Below are 15378 nucleotides of genomic sequence, written 5' to 3' on the forward strand. Positions count from 1 at the left end.
GAGGTGGACAGGATCGGCGGTTTTCTTTATGACAGGCGATAGCCGGTGTTCAGTTCAATGATCTCATATTGACCTGACATTAATGGCTTACAGAGAATTTTATAGCCGTCCTGATCAAAGCCCGCAGGTGCGCGCACTAGTGTGGCGGCCTCATCCAGCGAGGGTACCGCCCCCAGCCATAACCAGTTGTTGATAATGTGGAACTGGGTCATTTGTGGGCGACTCTCTTTTAACGCGATAGCGCCTTTCCAGGGCCAGCAAACCACACGTAACCGTTCCAGTGATGCCTGCAGACGAAGAAAATGCGTCTGCGGGCTTTCTTGTCCGCAACACGCGCCAGCGCAGCGCTTCAGAGCGAAACGAAAACAGGCGCGCCCACGGCTTACCGGTTCAAGCCCCAGCAGGCCGTAACACAATTTTTGTTCATCGGCGAGGTTCTGTAATCTTTGCAGCGCCGCCCGACGGTTGGCGAAGAGGCCAAACAGGTTTGGCTCATGGGAAAAATCGACGCTGCGGGCGGAAACGACCTCAATCTTTTGTTCGCTCAACTGTAGAGAGCAAAGCTGGCGATTACGACGTAACCGCTTGTTAAACAGCGGCTGTTGCTCTTTGATCAGCCGTGCCTCCAGCAGCAAAGCGCCCATTTCCCCAGCGGTGCAGATCCAACTTATCCGCCGCGACTGTCGCAGCATAGCGGCCTCGTCAGGCGTTCGCAGATGTGAAAGTACCCGGCTGCGAATATTCACGCTTTTACCGATATAAAGTGGCAGCGTATCGCTTTCGCTATGAAATATATAGACGCCTGGTAAGGCTGGCAACTCGCTGAGGAAAGGACGTAAATGTTCTGGATATTCGTAAATGGCCGCCGCTTCAAACTCAAGACGGGGGGCTGATTGACGCCGTACCACAGTGCTCTCCGTTAACTGGTTATTCATCCAGTATAACAGCGGATGTGTGATTAAAAAAGAGGCTGGGAAGAGAGGAGGCCGGATAGACGAGCGATATCCGGCACAACAGTAGAAGTACGCTTACTTTTTCCAGAAGTCGTCGAATACCGTAATCGGTAAACGGCGCTTATGTTCAGTTTTTACATACCAGCCTTCGATAGTTTTAGCGATGGCGGAGTCCAGCGTTTTACCTTCCAGATAATCGTCAATATTGTCATACGTTACGCCCAGCGCGGCTTCATCAGGCAGTGAGGGGCGGTCATCTTCCAAATCGGCGGTGGGGACTTTTTTATACAGATGCTCAGGACAGCCCAGCGCTGCGAGAAGCTGTTTGCCCTGGCGTTTGTTAAGGCGATGAAGTGGGTTAATATCGGTACCGCCATCGCCATATTTGGTGAAGAACCCGGTTACCGCTTCCGCCGCATGGTCGGTGCCCACCACGACGCCGTGAGTCATACCGGCGATGCTATATTGCGCTTTCATTCGCTCACGGGCTTTTTCATTGCCGCGAACAAAATCGCTCAGCTCAATTCCCGCTTCGCGCAGCGCCTGCTCGCTGGCGAGGACGGCGCCTTTAATATTGACGGTGAGTACTCTGTCCGGCTGAATAAAAGCAATGGCGTCCTGGCAATCCTGCTCATCGGCCTGTACGCCATAAGGCAGACGAACGGCGATAAACTGCAGCGCGTTATCGCCGGTCTCTTCCCGCAATTCGGCGATAGCCATCTGGCTGAGTTTACCGGCCAGCGTCGAATCCTGCCCGCCGCTGATGCCTAACACCAGCGATTTCAAAAAGGGATAGGTTTTCAGGTACGCTTTAAGAAAATCCACGCTGCGGCGAATTTCTTCTTCAGGGTTGATATGCGGTTTCGCGCCAAGCGCCTGGATTATCTCTTGCTGCAGAGTCATTTAACCCCCTTCGACATTAAAAAATGAATCATTACTCTGTTAAAGCTAACTCTTTGCCGCTGAAACGACAAGGTTTGACGGGCTAAGCGGTGTTTAAACCAACATGTATCTGCGTAGAGAATTTTCCGAAAGACTTTTTGTGGCGAGCCGCGGCTTGAAAAATGTTCTGATGTATTCCAGGCTTACATAACACGCTGATAAACAAGAGGACGGAAAATGAACAAGAACGTAGCAGGAATTTTAAGCGCAGCGGCGGTAATGACTATGCTGGCAGGCTGTACGGCGTATGATCGTACAAAAGACCAATTTGTTGAGCCTGTCGTTAAAGACGTTAAAAAAGGCATGAGCAGGGCGCAGGTTGCGCAGATTGCGGGCAAACCGTCATCTGAAGTGAGCATGATTCATGCGCGCGGTACCTGTCAGACCTACATCCTGGGTCAACGTGATGGTAAAGCGGAAACCTACTTTGTTGCGCTGGATGATACTGGGCACGTGATTAACTCCGGCTATCAGACCTGTGCGGAGTACGATACTGACCCACAGGCGCCGAAGCAGTAACAACTGTACATTGCCTGAACATTCAAGGAAACCGGCCAACGAGCCGGTTTTTTTGTGTCGGCAATAACCTTATTTATTATCGCGAATTATTTGCCCGAAATGTGAGGGGGGTCATAACGCCAGGTCAATGAGAGACAATTTAGTGGGTCAAGGAAATACCATCCGGCGGTCCGATCCCGTATACTCATTTCAGCCACCTAAAAAAGTAAATCCGGTTACGCAAGTCGCCCAGAGTATGGATGCAGGTTGAGGCTTGCGGAGTATCTGGTTGACAGATAATCGCACATGAGGAAGGTTTTTATGGAAAAGAAACACATTTATCTGTTTTGTTCTGCGGGCATGTCAACGTCATTACTGGTATCGAAAATGCGCGCCCAGGCTGAAAAATATGAAGTGCCGGTTATTATTGAAGCATTCCCTGAAACCCTGGCCGGTGAAAAAGGCCCGGCAGCGGATGTTGTGTTATTAGGCCCGCAAATTGCTTATATGCTCCCCGAAATTCAGCGTTTATTACCCGGTAAACCGGTAGAAGTCATTGATTCAATGTTGTACGGCAAGGTAGATGGTTTAGGCGTGCTTAAAGCTGCGGTAGCGGCAATTAAAAAAGCCGCCGCGAATTAATTATTTTTTAATTTTTCCCGTCAAAGAGTTATTTCATACACTAACCGCAATATTTTATTGCGGTATTTAAGGGTATTTTTCTATGAGTAACGTCATTGCTTCACTTGAAAAGGTACTCCTTCCTTTTGCTGTAAAAATAGGAAAGCAGCCACACGTTAATGCAATCAAGAACGGCTTTATTCGTTTAATGCCATTAACCCTTGCGGGGGCGATGTTTGTATTAATTAATAACGTTTTCCTGAGCTTTGGGGAGGGGTCGTTTTTTTATTCCATGGGCATTCGGCTTGATGCCTCAACCATTGAAACGCTGAATGGGTTGAAAGGCATCGGCGGGAACGTCTATAACGGCACATTGGGCATTATGTCGCTCATGGCGCCATTTTTTATCGGCATGGCGCTGGCGGAAGAGCGTAAGGTTGACGCACTGGCCGCCGGGTTGCTCTCCGTGGCGGCATTTATGACCGTAACGCCGTATAGCGTAGGCGAGGCCTATGCCGTAGGCGCTAACTGGCTGGGCGGCGCGAATATTATCTCCGGTATTATTATTGGTCTGGTGGTCGCGGAGATGTTTACGTTTGTTGTCCGGCGCAACTGGGTGATTAAACTACCGGACAGCGTACCGGCTTCGGTGTCTCGTTCATTCTCAGCATTAATTCCCGGCTTTATTATTCTCTCTATTATGGGGATTATTTCCTGGGCGCTGGCTAATTACGGTTCTAACTTCCATCAGATTATTATGGACACTATCTCTACGCCGCTGGCATCGCTGGGTAGCGTGGTAGGGTGGGCATATGTCATTTTTGTACCGCTGCTGTGGTTCTTTGGTATTCATGGTTCGCTGGCGCTGACCGCGCTGGACAGCGGCATCATGACACCCTGGGCGCTGGAAAACATCTCTATTTACCAGCAGTTTGGCTCCGTCGATGCGGCGTTGGAAGCGGGTAAAACGTTCCATGTGTGGGCGAAGCCGATGCTGGATTCTTATATCTTCCTCGGTGGTAGCGGCGCAACGCTGGGTCTGATCATCGCTATCTTCCTCGCATCTCGTCGCGCGGACTATCGCCAGGTGGCAAAACTGGCGCTGCCGTCGGGTATCTTCCAGATTAACGAACCCATCCTGTTTGGCCTGCCGATTATTATGAACCCGGTGATGTTTATCCCCTTTATTCTGGTACAGCCGATTCTGGCGGCGATTACGCTGATGGCTTACTATTTGGGTATTATTCCGCCGATTACCAATATTGCGCCGTGGACCATGCCAACCGGGCTGGGGGCGTTCTTTAACACCAACGGCAGCGTCGCCGCATTACTGGTCGCGCTATTTAACCTGGCGATCGCAACCCTGATTTATCTCCCCTTCGTGGTGGTTGCCAACAAAGCGCAGAACGCCATCGAGCAGGAAGAAAGCGAAGAAGATATCGCTAACGCACTGAAATTCTAAACTCCGCGCCGGCATGGGATGCCATGCCGGGCTAAATCAGAGGAAAGACTATGTTTGATCTTGAAAATGTTGTAGATAGCCAGACAGCGGCTGAGGAACTCGAAGAAGTCGTTATGGGGCTTATCATCAATTCTGGCCAGGCGCGCAGCCTCGCATATGGCGCGCTCAGAAAAGCGAAAGAAGGCGATTTTGAGGCGGCGAAAGCGATGATGGACCAGTCGCGTATGGCGCTCAATGAAGCGCATCTTGTGCAGACAAAACTCATTGAAGGCGATCAGGGCGAAGGTAAAATGAAAGTCAGTCTGGTCCTGGTTCACGCTCAGGATCATTTGATGACATCAATGCTGGCTCGTGAACTGATTGCCGAGTTGATTGAGCTCCATGAGAAACTGAAATAACAGGGGGCGGATGATGCAGTTACAGGTTAACGCGACGGAAATCAAAACGGTTTATGAGCAGCAGCTCTTCAATGGCAAAAATTTCCATGTGTTTATCTATAACAAGACGGAAAGCGTCACCGGGCTGCATCAGCACGACTACTATGAATTTACCCTGGTATTAACCGGACGCTATTACCAGGAAATCAACGGAAAGCGTGTGCTGCTGGAACGTGGAGATTTTGTTTTTATCCCGGTGGGATCGAATCACCAAAGTTTCTATGAGTTTGGCGCAACGCGTATCCTGAACGTAGGAATTAGTAAACGTTTTTTTGAACAGCATTATCTTCCGTTACTGCCGTTTTGTTTTGTGGCATCGCAGGTATATAGGGTGAATAGTACCTTCCTAACCTATATTGAAACGGTGATTGCATCGCTGAATTTTCGCGGCAATGGGCTCGACGAATTTATCGAAGTGGTGACATTTTATATTATAAACCGCTTACGCCATTACCGCGAAGAGCAGGTTTATGATGATATTCCACAATGGCTGAAAACAACCGTTGAGATAATGCATGATAAAACGCAGTTTGGCGAAAATGCGCTGGAAAATATGGTACGCCTGTCGGCAAAATCCCAGGAGTATCTGACGCGCGCCACCCGACGTTATTACAGCAAAACGCCGATGCAGATCATTAATGAGATTCGCATTAACTTTGCCAAGAAACAGTTGGAAATGACCAACTATTCGGTTACGGATATTGCTTATGAGGCTGGGTATAGTAGTCCAAGCCTGTTTATTAAAACGTTTAAGAAAATGACCTCATTCACGCCGAATAGTTATCGGAAACGATTGACGGAAATTAATGAATAACGGTTTGCATTGCTCGATTAACCACATTTCACGCTTGCCCCAATAGCGCGAGGAACGTCACGCTATTTCTTATGAGCGGGCATAGCGTAATACATATCAGTGCCATGCACTGAAGGGAGATATTATGAGCCAGAAATTAAAAGTCGTCACTATTGGTGGCGGGAGCAGCTACACCCCTGAATTACTTGAAGGCTTTATTAAACGCTACCATGAATTACCTGTCACTGAATTATGGCTGGTTGACGTTGAAGATGGGAAAGAGAAGCTGGACATTATTTATGACCTCTGCCAGCGAATGATTGATAAAGCAGGCGTTCCGCTAAAACTGTATAAAACGCTGGATCGCCGGGAAGCGCTGAAAGACGCTAATTTTGTCACTACCCAGCTACGCGTTGGTCAACTTAAAGCCCGTGAGCTGGACGAGCGTATCCCGCTTAGCCACGGCTATCTGGGGCAGGAAACCAACGGCGCTGGCGGTTTATTTAAAGGGCTGCGTACCATTCCGGTTATTTTTGGCATCATTAAAGATGTTGAAGAGTTATGTCCGAATGCGTGGGTCATTAACTTTACTAATCCGGCGGGGATGGTGACGGAAGCGGTTTATCGCCATACCAACTTTAAAAAATTCATCGGCGTATGTAATATTCCTGTCGGCATGAAAATGTTTATTCATGACGTGCTGGCGCTGAATGAGAATGACGATCTTTCCATTGACCTGTTTGGTTTAAACCATATGGTCTTTATTAAAGATGTGCTGGTAAATGGCACCTCACGGTTCGCAGAATTACTGGATGGCGTGGCGTCCGGTCAGTTGAAAGCGTCAACCGTAAAAAATATCTTTGATCTGCCGTTTAGTGAAGGATTGATTCGCTCGCTGAACATGCTGCCGTGCTCTTATTTGCTGTATTACTTCAAGCAAAAAGAGATGTTGGCTATTGAAATGGGCGAATACTACAAAGGTGGTGCGCGCGCTCAGGTAGTGCAAAAAGTGGAGAAACAACTCTTCGATTTGTACAAAAATCCTGAGCTAAACGTGAAACCGAAAGAGCTTGAGCAGCGCGGCGGCGCTTATTATTCCGATGCTGCTTGTGAAGTCATTAACGCTATTTATAATGACAAGCAGACGGAGCATTACGTTAATATTCCACATCATGGGCATGTAGAGAATATCCCGGCGGACTGGGCGGTGGAAATGACCTGCATTCTGGGACGCAATGGCGCGGCGCCGCACCCGCGTATCACCCGTTTTGACGAAAAAGTGCTGGGGCTTATCCATACCATTAAAGGGTTTGAGATCGCAGCCAGTAATGCGGCGCTGAGCGGAAACTTCAATGATGTGCTGCTGGCGCTTAACCTGAGTCCGCTGGTGCATTCCGACCGCGACGCAGAAGTCCTGGCGCGTGAGCTCATTCTGGCGCATGAAAAATGGTTGCCTAATTTTGCTGCTTGCATCGAAGCGCTTAAAGATAAGCAACTCTGACAGAGGTAGGCTATGGAACGCGTGTTGATTGTGAATGCAGATGATTTTGGCCTGAGTAAAGGGCAAAATTACGGCATTGTTGAAGCATATCGCAACGGCGTTGTGACCTCCACGACTGCGCTGGTCAATGGCGAGGCTATTGACCATGCGGCGCAGCTTAGCCGCGAGCTACCCGCGCTGGGGGTGGGAATGCATTTTGTTTTGACGTTAGGCAAACCGGTTTCAGAGATGCCGGGCCTGACGCGAGATGGCCTGTTGGGGAAATGGATCTGGCAAATGGCGGAGGAGGATACGCTTCCGCTGGATGAAATTGCGCATGAACTGGCGTGTCAGTATCAGCGTTTCATCGAAGTATTTGGCCGCGAGCCAACGCATCTCGACAGCCACCATCACGTGCATATGTTCCCGCAAATTTTCCCCATCGTCGCCCGCTTTGCGGCGCAGCGCGGGATTGCGTTGCGTATCGACCGCCAGACGGTGTTGAACGCAGACGATCTGCCGTCGGATTTGCGCAGTACTCAAGGATTTAGTAGTGAGTTTTACGGCGAGGAGATCGCCGAAGCATGCTTTTTACGCATTCTGGATGCTTCGGCGCACCGAGGAGAAACCTCTTTGGAGGTGATGTGTCATCCGGCGTTTGTTGACAACATTATTCGCCAGAGTGCCTATTGTTACCCCCGCTTAACTGAACTGGATGTATTGACGTCTGCGTCACTCAAGGTAGCGATTGCGGAACGTGGATATCGTCCTGGCAGTTTTCTTGATATTTAGCTCCTGAGTTTGCGGCGCAAGAATGCGCCGCATTTTTTGCCGTTTATGCAGGAATCGCGTTAATTTTCCCGGCACGCGACCAGACACGGTGTGCCGCCATCAGCGTTAGCAGGGTGTCCATAAAGTGGTGGTCAACGTTATCTGCCTCAATAAGTCCTTCTTCTCCCTGATTATCAATGTCTAATAGCGCCTTAAACCGTCGGGCATCGCCTGCCAGTGCGATGGGCTTCAGATGTTTGTAGGCTTCCAGAAGGTAGTATCGGGCATCGCCGCAACTCTCGATATCGGCAATATTGCCGCACGGTACTATTACCGCATCGACCGTTAGCGACGGCGCGCCGGCAAAGGTTGCTGCAATGGTTAAGGTTGAACCGTCATCAGCCGTTACTTCACCCATCCGTGAATAGAGCAGTTTTGCGTGGACGCCTTTGGCTTTTAAGGCCTGCAAAATGGTAAGCAGATCGGCGGCGTTAACCTTGTCGTTCAGCAGAATAGCGACCACGCGGCCTTTAACATCGCCGTCTGGCACCGCATACAGGCTGAGCGCCGGATCTTTTTTCAGACCGTTGACATCAGGAGGCGGGGCAATTTGCGTTTGCTCATGGGTGAGCTCAAAACCGAGATTATGCGCGACGCCCTGAGCCAGCGTGACATCAATATGCGCTAACTGATCGACCACCCGCTCCCGAATATACGCGCGGGCGACTTTACCCAGTTCAAAGCTGAACGCGTCAATAATATGCTGCTGCTCTATCGGCGTCTGACTGAGCCAGAACAGGCGTGGGTGCGCGTAATATTCACCGAAAGAGGGGCTGCGCTCGCGGATTTTATTTCCATCCACGCGTTCCTGGTATGATTCGAAGCCGCCGCGTTTTGGCGCCGGTGGCGTTTCGCGCGGCCAGTTGTCATTAATGGAGTTCGGTTCATAGTTCGCCGGATTGGTGTCGATATCCATCCGGTGCATACCGTCACGCTGGAAGTTATGGTAGGGGCAGGTGGGGCGGTTAATCGGAATTTCGTGGAAGTTTGGCCCGCCCAGGCGGCTGATTTGCGTGTCGGTATAAGAGAACAGACGCCCCTGTAACAGCGGGTCGTTGGTAAAATCAATGCCGGGAACGATATGTCCCGGATGAAATGCCGCCTGTTCGTTTTCAGCGAAAAAGTTATCCGGATTACGGTTTAACACCATTTTGCCGACGCGTTGTACTGGCACCAACTCTTCCGGGATCAGTTTGGTCGGATCGAGCAGATCAAAATCGAATTTAAATTCATCCTCTTCTGCAATAAGTTGTAGGCCCAGCTCGTATTCCGGGAAATCGCCCGCTTCGATGGCCTCCCACAGATCCCGGCGGTGAAAATCCGGATCTCGACCGGTCAGTTTTTGTGACTCATCCCACACCAGCGAGGCTTTACCTGCCAACGGTTTCCAGTGGAAACGGACAAAGGTCGCTTTCCCTTGCGCATTGATCAGGCGGAAGGTGTGAATGCCGAACCCTTCCATCGTTCGATAACTGCGTGGAATGCCGCGATCCGACATTGCCCACATGACGTTGTGCAGCGTCTCAGGCTGTAAGGAAACATAGTCCCAGAAGGTGTCATGCGCGCTCTGCCCTTGCGGAATAGCCCAATGTGGTTCGGGCTTAACGGCGTGCACAAAATCCGGAAACTTATGCGCATCCTGGATAAAAAAGATCGGAGTGTTATTGCCGACGAGATCGAAAATTCCCTCTTCGGTATAAAATTTGGTCGCAAAACCGCGGATATCACGTACGGTATCAGCAGACCCTGCACCGCCCTGTACTGTCGAAAAGCGAACAAAGACCGGGGTAATTTTCTGTGGATCGCACAGAAACGCGGCTTTCGTGATGTCGCTCAGGTCTTTATATGGCTGAAAATAGCCGTGTGCTGCAGAGCCGCGGGCGTGAACGATCCTCTCCGGGATACGCTCATGGTCAAAATGGGTAATTTTCTCGCGCAGGATAAAATCTTCCAGCAGCGTAGGGCCACGGCTGCCGGCGCGAAGAGAATTTTGATCGTCGGCGATGCGCACGCCCTGATTGGTGGTTAGCGCATAATTTTCGCTGCCTTTACGAAAGGCGTCGAGGGCGGTGAGCTTATCATTCGCGGTCTCGGGCGCTTTTAAGCTGCCGGGGGCCGTTGGTTGTGCGCCCGGCGTCGTCGGTTCTGGCGTGGGGCGATGTGAACCGTCTGATGGCGCCAGGGAATCCAGACCAGGCTGTGATTCACGGGTATCATGCACGGGGGACTGATGGGAGGATTTCTCATTATGCGACATTGAACTCGTCTCCTGCTTTCATCACTGAAATGGGCGTGGTAGTAGTCAAAATCACTCTAACTATAGAACATTTCAGCAATTATGCCGGGGGAGAGCGGAACGGCAGAAAAAGGCGCAACGGGGAAATCGCACGCGTGGGGCAGGACGTCGGGGGCGAAGATCGGCTAAAATAGTGTTTTTCTGATTTTTAGCCTTAGCCTCTTTTAGTGAAGCATTAATGATGAAACCTCTTCGCCAGCAAAATCGCCCGATTATTAGCTATATTCCGCGTGTTGAACCCGCGCCGCCGGAACATGCGATAAAAATGGATACGTTTCGCGACGTCTGGATACTGCGCGGTAAGTATGTTGCCTTTGTTCTGATGGGGGAGTCATTTCAACGGTCGCCCGCCTTTAGTGTGCCAGAATCGGCGCAGCGTTGGGCGAATCAGGTTCGCCAGGAAAACGAAATCGCTGACTAAGAAAAAACAAAAACGCCGGTACTGGAGACCGGCGTTTTTAGTGACAGACATTTTGAGTTGTTGAGCGTCGTGTCTCAAACGATGTGAACTGCCGATAATGTATTATCGATGCGCCAGTTCGGCGTCTTCTTCGCTATCGAGGATGGTTTTATCGGTCTGCTTCAACCACTGGCTGGTCAGCGTACCAGCGGTCATTGAGCCGCTCACGTTCAGTGCGGTACGGCCCATATCAATCAACGGTTCGACGGAGATTAACAGCGCGACCAGCGTGACCGGTAAGCCCATGGCAGGCAGCACAATCAGCGCGGCGAAGGTCGCGCCGCCGCCAACGCCGGCAACACCCGCCGAACTTACGGTAACGATACCCACCAGCGTGGCTATCCATACGGGGTCTAAGGGGTTGATGCCGACCGTCGGCGCAACCATTACCGCCAGCATCGCAGGATAAAGACCGGCGCAACCGTTTTGACCGATGGTTGCGCCAAAAGAGGCAGCAAAGCTGGCGATGGACTCCGGCACGCCCAGGCGGCGGGTTTGCGCTTCGACATTTAGGGGAATGGAGGCGGCGCTGGAGCGGCTGGTAAAGGCAAATGTCAGCACCGGCCATACCTTGCGGAAATATTTCAGCGGGCTAATCCCGTTCACGCCCAATAGTATGCCGTGAACCACAAACATTATCGCCAGACCAAGATATGACGCTACCACGAAGCTTCCAAGCTTAATGATGTCCTGCAGGTTAGAGCCGGCAACCACTTTAGTCATCAGCGCCAGTACGCCGTAAGGCGTAAGTTGCATCACCAGACGCACCAGCTTCATCACCCAGCTTTGCAGGGTATCGATAGCAACAAGCACGCGCTCGCCTTTTGGCGCATCATCTTTCAGCAGTTTGAGCGCGGCAACGCCCAGAAACGCGGCGAAAATCACCACGCTGATAATAGACGTAGGGTTTGCGCCAGTCAGATCCGCAAACGGGTTTTTCGGCACAAAAGAGAGCACCAGTTGCGGCACGCTGAGATCGGCCACTTTGCCGACATAACTCGTCTCAATGGCATTCAGACGCGCGGTTTCCGCGCCGCCCTGAACCAGACCTTCCGCCGTCAGTCCGAACAGATTGGTTACCAGCACGCCCACCAGCGCCGCGATAAGGGTAGTAAATAGCAGCGTGCCGATAGTCAGAAAACTGATTTTCCCCAATTGAGAGGCATTATGCAGTCGTGCCACGGCGCTTAAAATAGAGGCGAATACCAGCGGCATCACAATCATTTGCAGCAATTGCACATAACCGTTGCCGACAATATTGAACCACTGAATTGAGTCTTTTAACACCTGACTGTCAGCGCCATAAATGGTGTGCAGGGCCAGACCAAAGATCACGCCCATCACAAGGCCGACAAGTACTTTTTTAGCCAGACTCCACTGTTTATGACGGGCCTGCGCCAGTACAAACAGCAGAATGACGAACACCGCAATGTTCGCGATTAATGGAAAATTCATCCCCGTTCTCCTGATTTTTTTATTATGAAGCGATCTGTTTTAGCGATTCTGTTGGCGCAAGATTAGCAGAACTGTGAGCTGGCTCTTATATTCAAATGGAATGGTTTATGCCAAAAATGACTTTTACGTTGTTTTACTAATCAATCTGGTGATTTATAAAACGATTGAACTGCATTTGCAGGATAGTGATCATCTGCGAAGACCAGCGTATGGCGCTGTTTTCCGGAATCGACTGCGGCATCCACACTGCCCAGGCAAACAACGCCATACATAAAAATCGCTCCAGTTGATTGCCTTTGCGCGGCGCCAGAATAGGCAGGCGGAAACGCCAGCGGCACGGCCACAGTAAGGGAACGCCCGCGGGCGTGAGCATATCCGCGACGATATGGCTTAAATAGCCGAGTACCATGCCTTGCAGCGCATCCGCCGGGATAATCCACGTATCCGGTACCTTGAGATAAAAGGTCGCCAGTAGGGCAAAGACCGCCAGCAGGCTATGGGTAAACCCCCGGTGACCGAATGCTCGGGCGATCGGTTTCGATACCCATTTCAGGCGCTGACCCAGAAAAGATTTGGGGTGGTCGATATCCGGCAGCAGGCAGGTCAAAATAGCCGAAGGAATAATATGCCACCAGTCGCCCTGCGCAAGGACAGGCGTTAACTCGGCATTCTTGGCGAAAACCGCGCTGGCTATAGAAAAAAGAAGATGTCCTTCCGCCGTCATGATAAAACCCACCAAACTGTCAATTCATACAGTATAGGGTTTTTATACAGTAGGCGGAAGTGGTGACGTTGTAACTCTTTGTCTCTGTCAAAGCCGCTTGCCACTTGGCTCAGCGGCTAATCGACGGTTGACTTCGTTTCGGAAACATCTTAACCGAGTAGATGCGCCGCCGTCAGCCCCGTCAGCGAGTTAAGTTTGACATTCGCCAGCGCAAAGCGCGGATCATGCTGGTTTTCTTCTGCTGGCACTACAATGGCGCGCATTCGTGCCGCCTTAGCCGCGATTAAACCATTCACCGAATCCTCCAGCGCCACGCAGGTTAATGGATCAACGCCTAATTTGGCCGCACAATCCAGATAGACCTGCGGGTGCGGTTTGCTGTAGGGCAATTTTTCCGCAGAAGCCAGCGCGTCAAAACTGTCGCGTAGTTCAAACATGGTGAGCACTTTTTCCAGCATATGTAGCGGCGATGCCGAGGCCAGCCCTACTAATAGCCCCTGCGCTTTGCACAGCGCCACGGCCTCACGCACGCCCGGCAAAAGAGGGCGTGTCTCTTCGATAAGCGTAATCGCGCGGGCAATAACACGGTTTGTCACTTCCTGGCGATCGGGGCCGTTCCACGGTTGCTGCGCAAACCAGAGGTCCACAACCATATCAATGCGTAGCCCAAGCGTGTCGGGCAGCTCATGGCGTCGAGTAATATCTACGCCTAAACTTGCTATCACATCCAGTTCAGCGCGATCCCAGAGCGGTTCGGAATCGATCAGTAGTCCATCCATATCGAAAATTGCCGCAAGAATTTGACGCGGGGTTGACATCACAACCTCTCCTGTTGAGATTAAAAAATAACGGATTAAGCGTTCATTATGACTATGTTCTTAGTATATCGCCCTTAAAGATCAGGCGAAAATGGGAATCAACAGGTAGACTTAGGCCAAAACGACGCGTCTTTATCAAGGGGAACTCATGACGTATCAACAAGCTGGACGCATTGCAATCCTAAAAAGAGTTGTAGGGTGGGTTATTTTTATTCCGGCACTGCTTTCCACGCTCATCTCAGTCCTTAAATTTATGTATGCGCACAGTGAAAAGCAGGAGGGGATAAATGCGGTAATGCTGGATTTTACCCACGTAATGATAGACATGATGCGCGTGAATACGCCGTTTCTGAATGTTTTTTGGTACAACTCGCCGACGCCGAATTTTCAGGGAAGCCTGAATATCGGTTTCTGGCTCATTTTTATTCTGATTTTTGTCGGGCTGGCGATGCAGGATTCCGGCGCCAGAATGAGCCGCCAGTCGCGTTTTTTACGTGAAGGCGTGGAAGATCAGTTGATTCTGGAAAAAGCAAAAGGCGCGGAAGGGTTAACGCGTGAGCAGATAGAGTCACGTATCGTGGTGCCGCACCATACCATCTTTTTACAGTTTTTCCCGCTCTATATTTTGCCAGTCATTATTATCGTGCTCGGCTACTTTTTCTTTTCTTTATTAGGTTTCATGTAATCTGAAAAATGCCGGATAGCGTGTGGTATGCGAAGCGTATCCGGCATAGATCCGTACCTATACCGCAAGCAACCGATCCATCGCTTTTTGCGCAATGACCAGTTGTTGACCGCCAAACAGCCTTGCCCGATTAAGCAGGGTGTAGAGCTGGTAAATCGGCTGCCTGTCGAGAAAATCCAGCGGTAACGGCGAAACGGACTGATAGCCGTCATAAATCTGCGGTGGCTGATCGGTATGCAGCGGCAGCATCGCCAGATCACATTCTCTGTCGCCCCAATAGCAGGCTGGATCAAAGATATAGGGCCCGTCAGGGCCAAGCGCGCAGTTCGCTGACCATAGATCGCCATGCAAAAGAGAAGGCTGTGGTTGATGCGACGCCAGACGTTGCTGAACATGTTCAACAATGGCGTCAATATTACCAAAGGTAATGCCTTTTTCCGCGGCGAGTTCAAGCTGCCAGCCAATGCGCTGTTCGGCGAAAAAAGTCGACCAACGGCGTTGCCAGGTATTCGGCTGCGGCGTGGTAGAGAGCGCGTTGTCAAAATCGAGACCGAATTGTGGTTGATCGCTCCATTGGTGCAGGCGCGCCAGCTGTTGCCCAAGAATAAACGCATTATGAGCGTCCAGCGGGCGGGGCGGGAGATAGTCCATGACTAAAAAGCTGTAATCCCGATCCGAACCTACCGCCCATACCTTAGGCACAACAACGGTTTTACTGCGGGAGAGTAGCTCCAGCTGATCGGCTTCAGCGGTAAAACCGCGAAGCATTTCTCGTTCATCGCACTTCACGAAAAAATCATGGCCTGCATAACGTAAATGCCATGCGGCATGAACTTCTCCGCCAGGCAGTTCATTACGCAGTTCGATTTCGCCTTCACCGACTTGCTCGCTTAAAAGACGACTGATAGCTTGCCACATAATGT

16 protein-coding genes are annotated in these 15378 nt (G+C 50.8%); 9 read left to right on the forward strand and 7 right to left on the reverse strand.

Going from position 1 to position 15378, the window contains the following annotated elements; all coding sequences use genetic code 11:
* Nucleotides 1-26 precede the first annotated feature (26 nt).
* Together cho and nadE are read right to left on the reverse strand one after the other, a co-directional pair.
* Complete coding sequence (cho, locus tag ACE15A_RS09460; protein ID WP_053509407.1) at nt 27-908, reverse strand: excinuclease Cho; 882 nt, start codon at nt 906-908, stop codon at nt 27-29.
* 120 nt (nt 909-1028) lie between these two features.
* Entirely contained in the window at nt 1029-1856 is an 828-nt protein-coding gene (gene nadE / locus ACE15A_RS09465; protein ID WP_023248010.1) for an ammonia-dependent NAD(+) synthetase, read from the reverse strand.
* Between the two features lie 216 nt (nt 1857-2072).
* Between nadE and osmE the strand changes: the two genes are divergently transcribed.
* From osmE to chbG, 7 genes are all read left to right on the forward strand, one after another.
* On the forward strand, nt 2073-2414 hold the full coding sequence (gene osmE, locus ACE15A_RS09470; protein WP_001039301.1) for an osmotically-inducible lipoprotein OsmE: 342 nt from the start codon (nt 2073-2075) through the stop codon (nt 2412-2414).
* 300 nt (nt 2415-2714) lie between these two features.
* A complete protein-coding gene (chbB, locus tag ACE15A_RS09475) occupies nt 2715-3035 on the forward strand; it encodes a PTS N,N'-diacetylchitobiose transporter subunit IIB (RefSeq protein ID WP_000412161.1) in 321 nt (106 codons plus the stop codon).
* A gap of 82 nt (nt 3036-3117) precedes the next feature.
* Nucleotides 3118-4476 carry a PTS N,N'-diacetylchitobiose transporter subunit IIC gene (gene chbC / locus ACE15A_RS09480; protein WP_053529803.1) on the forward strand — a complete coding sequence of 453 codons (1359 nt, stop codon included), beginning with the start codon at nt 3118-3120 and terminating at the stop codon, nt 4474-4476.
* Between the two features lie 50 nt (nt 4477-4526).
* Nucleotides 4527-4874 (forward strand): PTS N,N'-diacetylchitobiose transporter subunit IIA, encoded by a 348-nt coding sequence (gene chbA / locus ACE15A_RS09485; RefSeq protein ID WP_000459884.1) that lies wholly within the window; start codon nt 4527-4529, stop codon nt 4872-4874.
* A 10-nt stretch (nt 4875-4884) separates the two neighbouring features.
* A complete protein-coding gene (gene chbR, locus ACE15A_RS09490; RefSeq protein WP_023248012.1) occupies nt 4885-5727 on the forward strand; it encodes a transcriptional regulator ChbR in 843 nt (280 codons plus the stop codon).
* Between the two features lie 124 nt (nt 5728-5851).
* Nucleotides 5852-7207 carry a 6-phospho-beta-glucosidase gene (locus ACE15A_RS09495; RefSeq protein WP_053509405.1) on the forward strand — a complete coding sequence of 452 codons (1356 nt, stop codon included), beginning with the start codon at nt 5852-5854 and terminating at the stop codon, nt 7205-7207.
* Nucleotides 7208-7219: 12 nt separating this feature from the next.
* The gene (gene chbG / locus ACE15A_RS09500; protein WP_064055914.1) at nt 7220-7978 is read left to right on the forward strand and encodes a chitin disaccharide deacetylase; all 759 of its coding nucleotides are present in this window, start codon (nt 7220-7222) and stop codon (nt 7976-7978) included.
* 43 nt (nt 7979-8021) lie between these two features.
* Here the strand turns inward: chbG and katE are convergent, their stop codons facing one another.
* Nucleotides 8022-10274 (reverse strand): catalase HPII, encoded by a 2253-nt coding sequence (katE, locus tag ACE15A_RS09505; RefSeq protein WP_053509401.1) that lies wholly within the window; start codon nt 10272-10274, stop codon nt 8022-8024.
* Nucleotides 10275-10491: 217 nt separating this feature from the next.
* Between katE and cedA the strand changes: the two genes are divergently transcribed.
* Nucleotides 10492-10734: a cell division activator CedA gene (gene cedA / locus ACE15A_RS09510; RefSeq protein ID WP_053509399.1), complete on the forward strand. Its 243-nt coding sequence runs from the start codon at nt 10492-10494 to the stop codon at nt 10732-10734.
* A 102-nt stretch (nt 10735-10836) separates the two neighbouring features.
* On the opposite strand, the gene tcyP is transcribed toward cedA, so the two are convergent.
* From tcyP to hxpB, 3 genes are all read right to left on the reverse strand, one after another.
* On the reverse strand, nt 10837-12228 hold the full coding sequence (gene tcyP / locus ACE15A_RS09515) for a cystine/sulfocysteine:cation symporter (protein ID WP_001010654.1): 1392 nt from the start codon (nt 12226-12228) through the stop codon (nt 10837-10839).
* 136 nt (nt 12229-12364) lie between these two features.
* Complete coding sequence (locus ACE15A_RS09520) at nt 12365-12964, reverse strand: metal-dependent hydrolase (RefSeq protein ID WP_024149668.1); 600 nt, start codon at nt 12962-12964, stop codon at nt 12365-12367.
* Nucleotides 12965-13101: 137 nt separating this feature from the next.
* Nucleotides 13102-13770: a hexitol phosphatase HxpB gene (hxpB, locus tag ACE15A_RS09525; RefSeq protein ID WP_053509397.1), complete on the reverse strand. Its 669-nt coding sequence runs from the start codon at nt 13768-13770 to the stop codon at nt 13102-13104.
* A 148-nt stretch (nt 13771-13918) separates the two neighbouring features.
* On the opposite strand from hxpB, the gene ACE15A_RS09530 reads away from it, so the two are divergent.
* On the forward strand, nt 13919-14455 hold the full coding sequence (locus ACE15A_RS09530; RefSeq protein WP_000222158.1) for a YniB family protein: 537 nt from the start codon (nt 13919-13921) through the stop codon (nt 14453-14455).
* 57 nt (nt 14456-14512) lie between these two features.
* Here the strand turns inward: ACE15A_RS09530 and ACE15A_RS09535 are convergent, their stop codons facing one another.
* Nucleotides 14513-15373, reverse strand: coding sequence for a fructosamine kinase family protein (locus tag ACE15A_RS09535; protein ID WP_053509395.1), 861 nt, complete (start codon nt 15371-15373; stop codon nt 14513-14515).
* Nucleotides 15374-15378: the final 5 nt, after the last annotated feature.

Source organism: Salmonella sp. HY31 (assembly GCF_042604575.1).
Classification (GTDB): domain Bacteria; phylum Pseudomonadota; class Gammaproteobacteria; order Enterobacterales; family Enterobacteriaceae; genus Salmonella; species Salmonella diarizonae.

Excerpts from the sequence above, each read along its gene's own strand:
- nadE (WP_023248010.1), bottom strand. The coding sequence starts at position 1,856 with ATGACTCTGCAGCAAGAGATAATCCAGGCGCTTGGCGCGAAACCGCAT.
- osmE (WP_001039301.1), top strand. The coding sequence starts at position 2,073 with ATGAACAAGAACGTAGCAGGAATTTTAAGCGCAGCGGCGGTAATGACT.
- chbB (WP_000412161.1), top strand. The coding sequence starts at position 2,715 with ATGGAAAAGAAACACATTTATCTGTTTTGTTCTGCGGGCATGTCAACG.
- chbC (WP_053529803.1), top strand. The coding sequence starts at position 3,118 with ATGAGTAACGTCATTGCTTCACTTGAAAAGGTACTCCTTCCTTTTGCT.
- chbA (WP_000459884.1), top strand. The coding sequence starts at position 4,527 with ATGTTTGATCTTGAAAATGTTGTAGATAGCCAGACAGCGGCTGAGGAA.
- chbR (WP_023248012.1), top strand. The coding sequence starts at position 4,885 with ATGATGCAGTTACAGGTTAACGCGACGGAAATCAAAACGGTTTATGAG.
- ACE15A_RS09495 (WP_053509405.1), top strand. The coding sequence starts at position 5,852 with ATGAGCCAGAAATTAAAAGTCGTCACTATTGGTGGCGGGAGCAGCTAC.
- chbG (WP_064055914.1), top strand. The coding sequence starts at position 7,220 with ATGGAACGCGTGTTGATTGTGAATGCAGATGATTTTGGCCTGAGTAAA.
- katE (WP_053509401.1), bottom strand. The coding sequence starts at position 10,274 with ATGTCGCATAATGAGAAATCCTCCCATCAGTCCCCCGTGCATGATACC.
- cedA (WP_053509399.1), top strand. The coding sequence starts at position 10,492 with ATGATGAAACCTCTTCGCCAGCAAAATCGCCCGATTATTAGCTATATT.
- tcyP (WP_001010654.1), bottom strand. The coding sequence starts at position 12,228 with ATGAATTTTCCATTAATCGCGAACATTGCGGTGTTCGTCATTCTGCTG.
- hxpB (WP_053509397.1), bottom strand. The coding sequence starts at position 13,770 with ATGTCAACCCCGCGTCAAATTCTTGCGGCAATTTTCGATATGGATGGA.
- ACE15A_RS09530 (WP_000222158.1), top strand. The coding sequence starts at position 13,919 with ATGACGTATCAACAAGCTGGACGCATTGCAATCCTAAAAAGAGTTGTA.
- ACE15A_RS09535 (WP_053509395.1), bottom strand. The coding sequence starts at position 15,373 with ATGTGGCAAGCTATCAGTCGTCTTTTAAGCGAGCAAGTCGGTGAAGGC.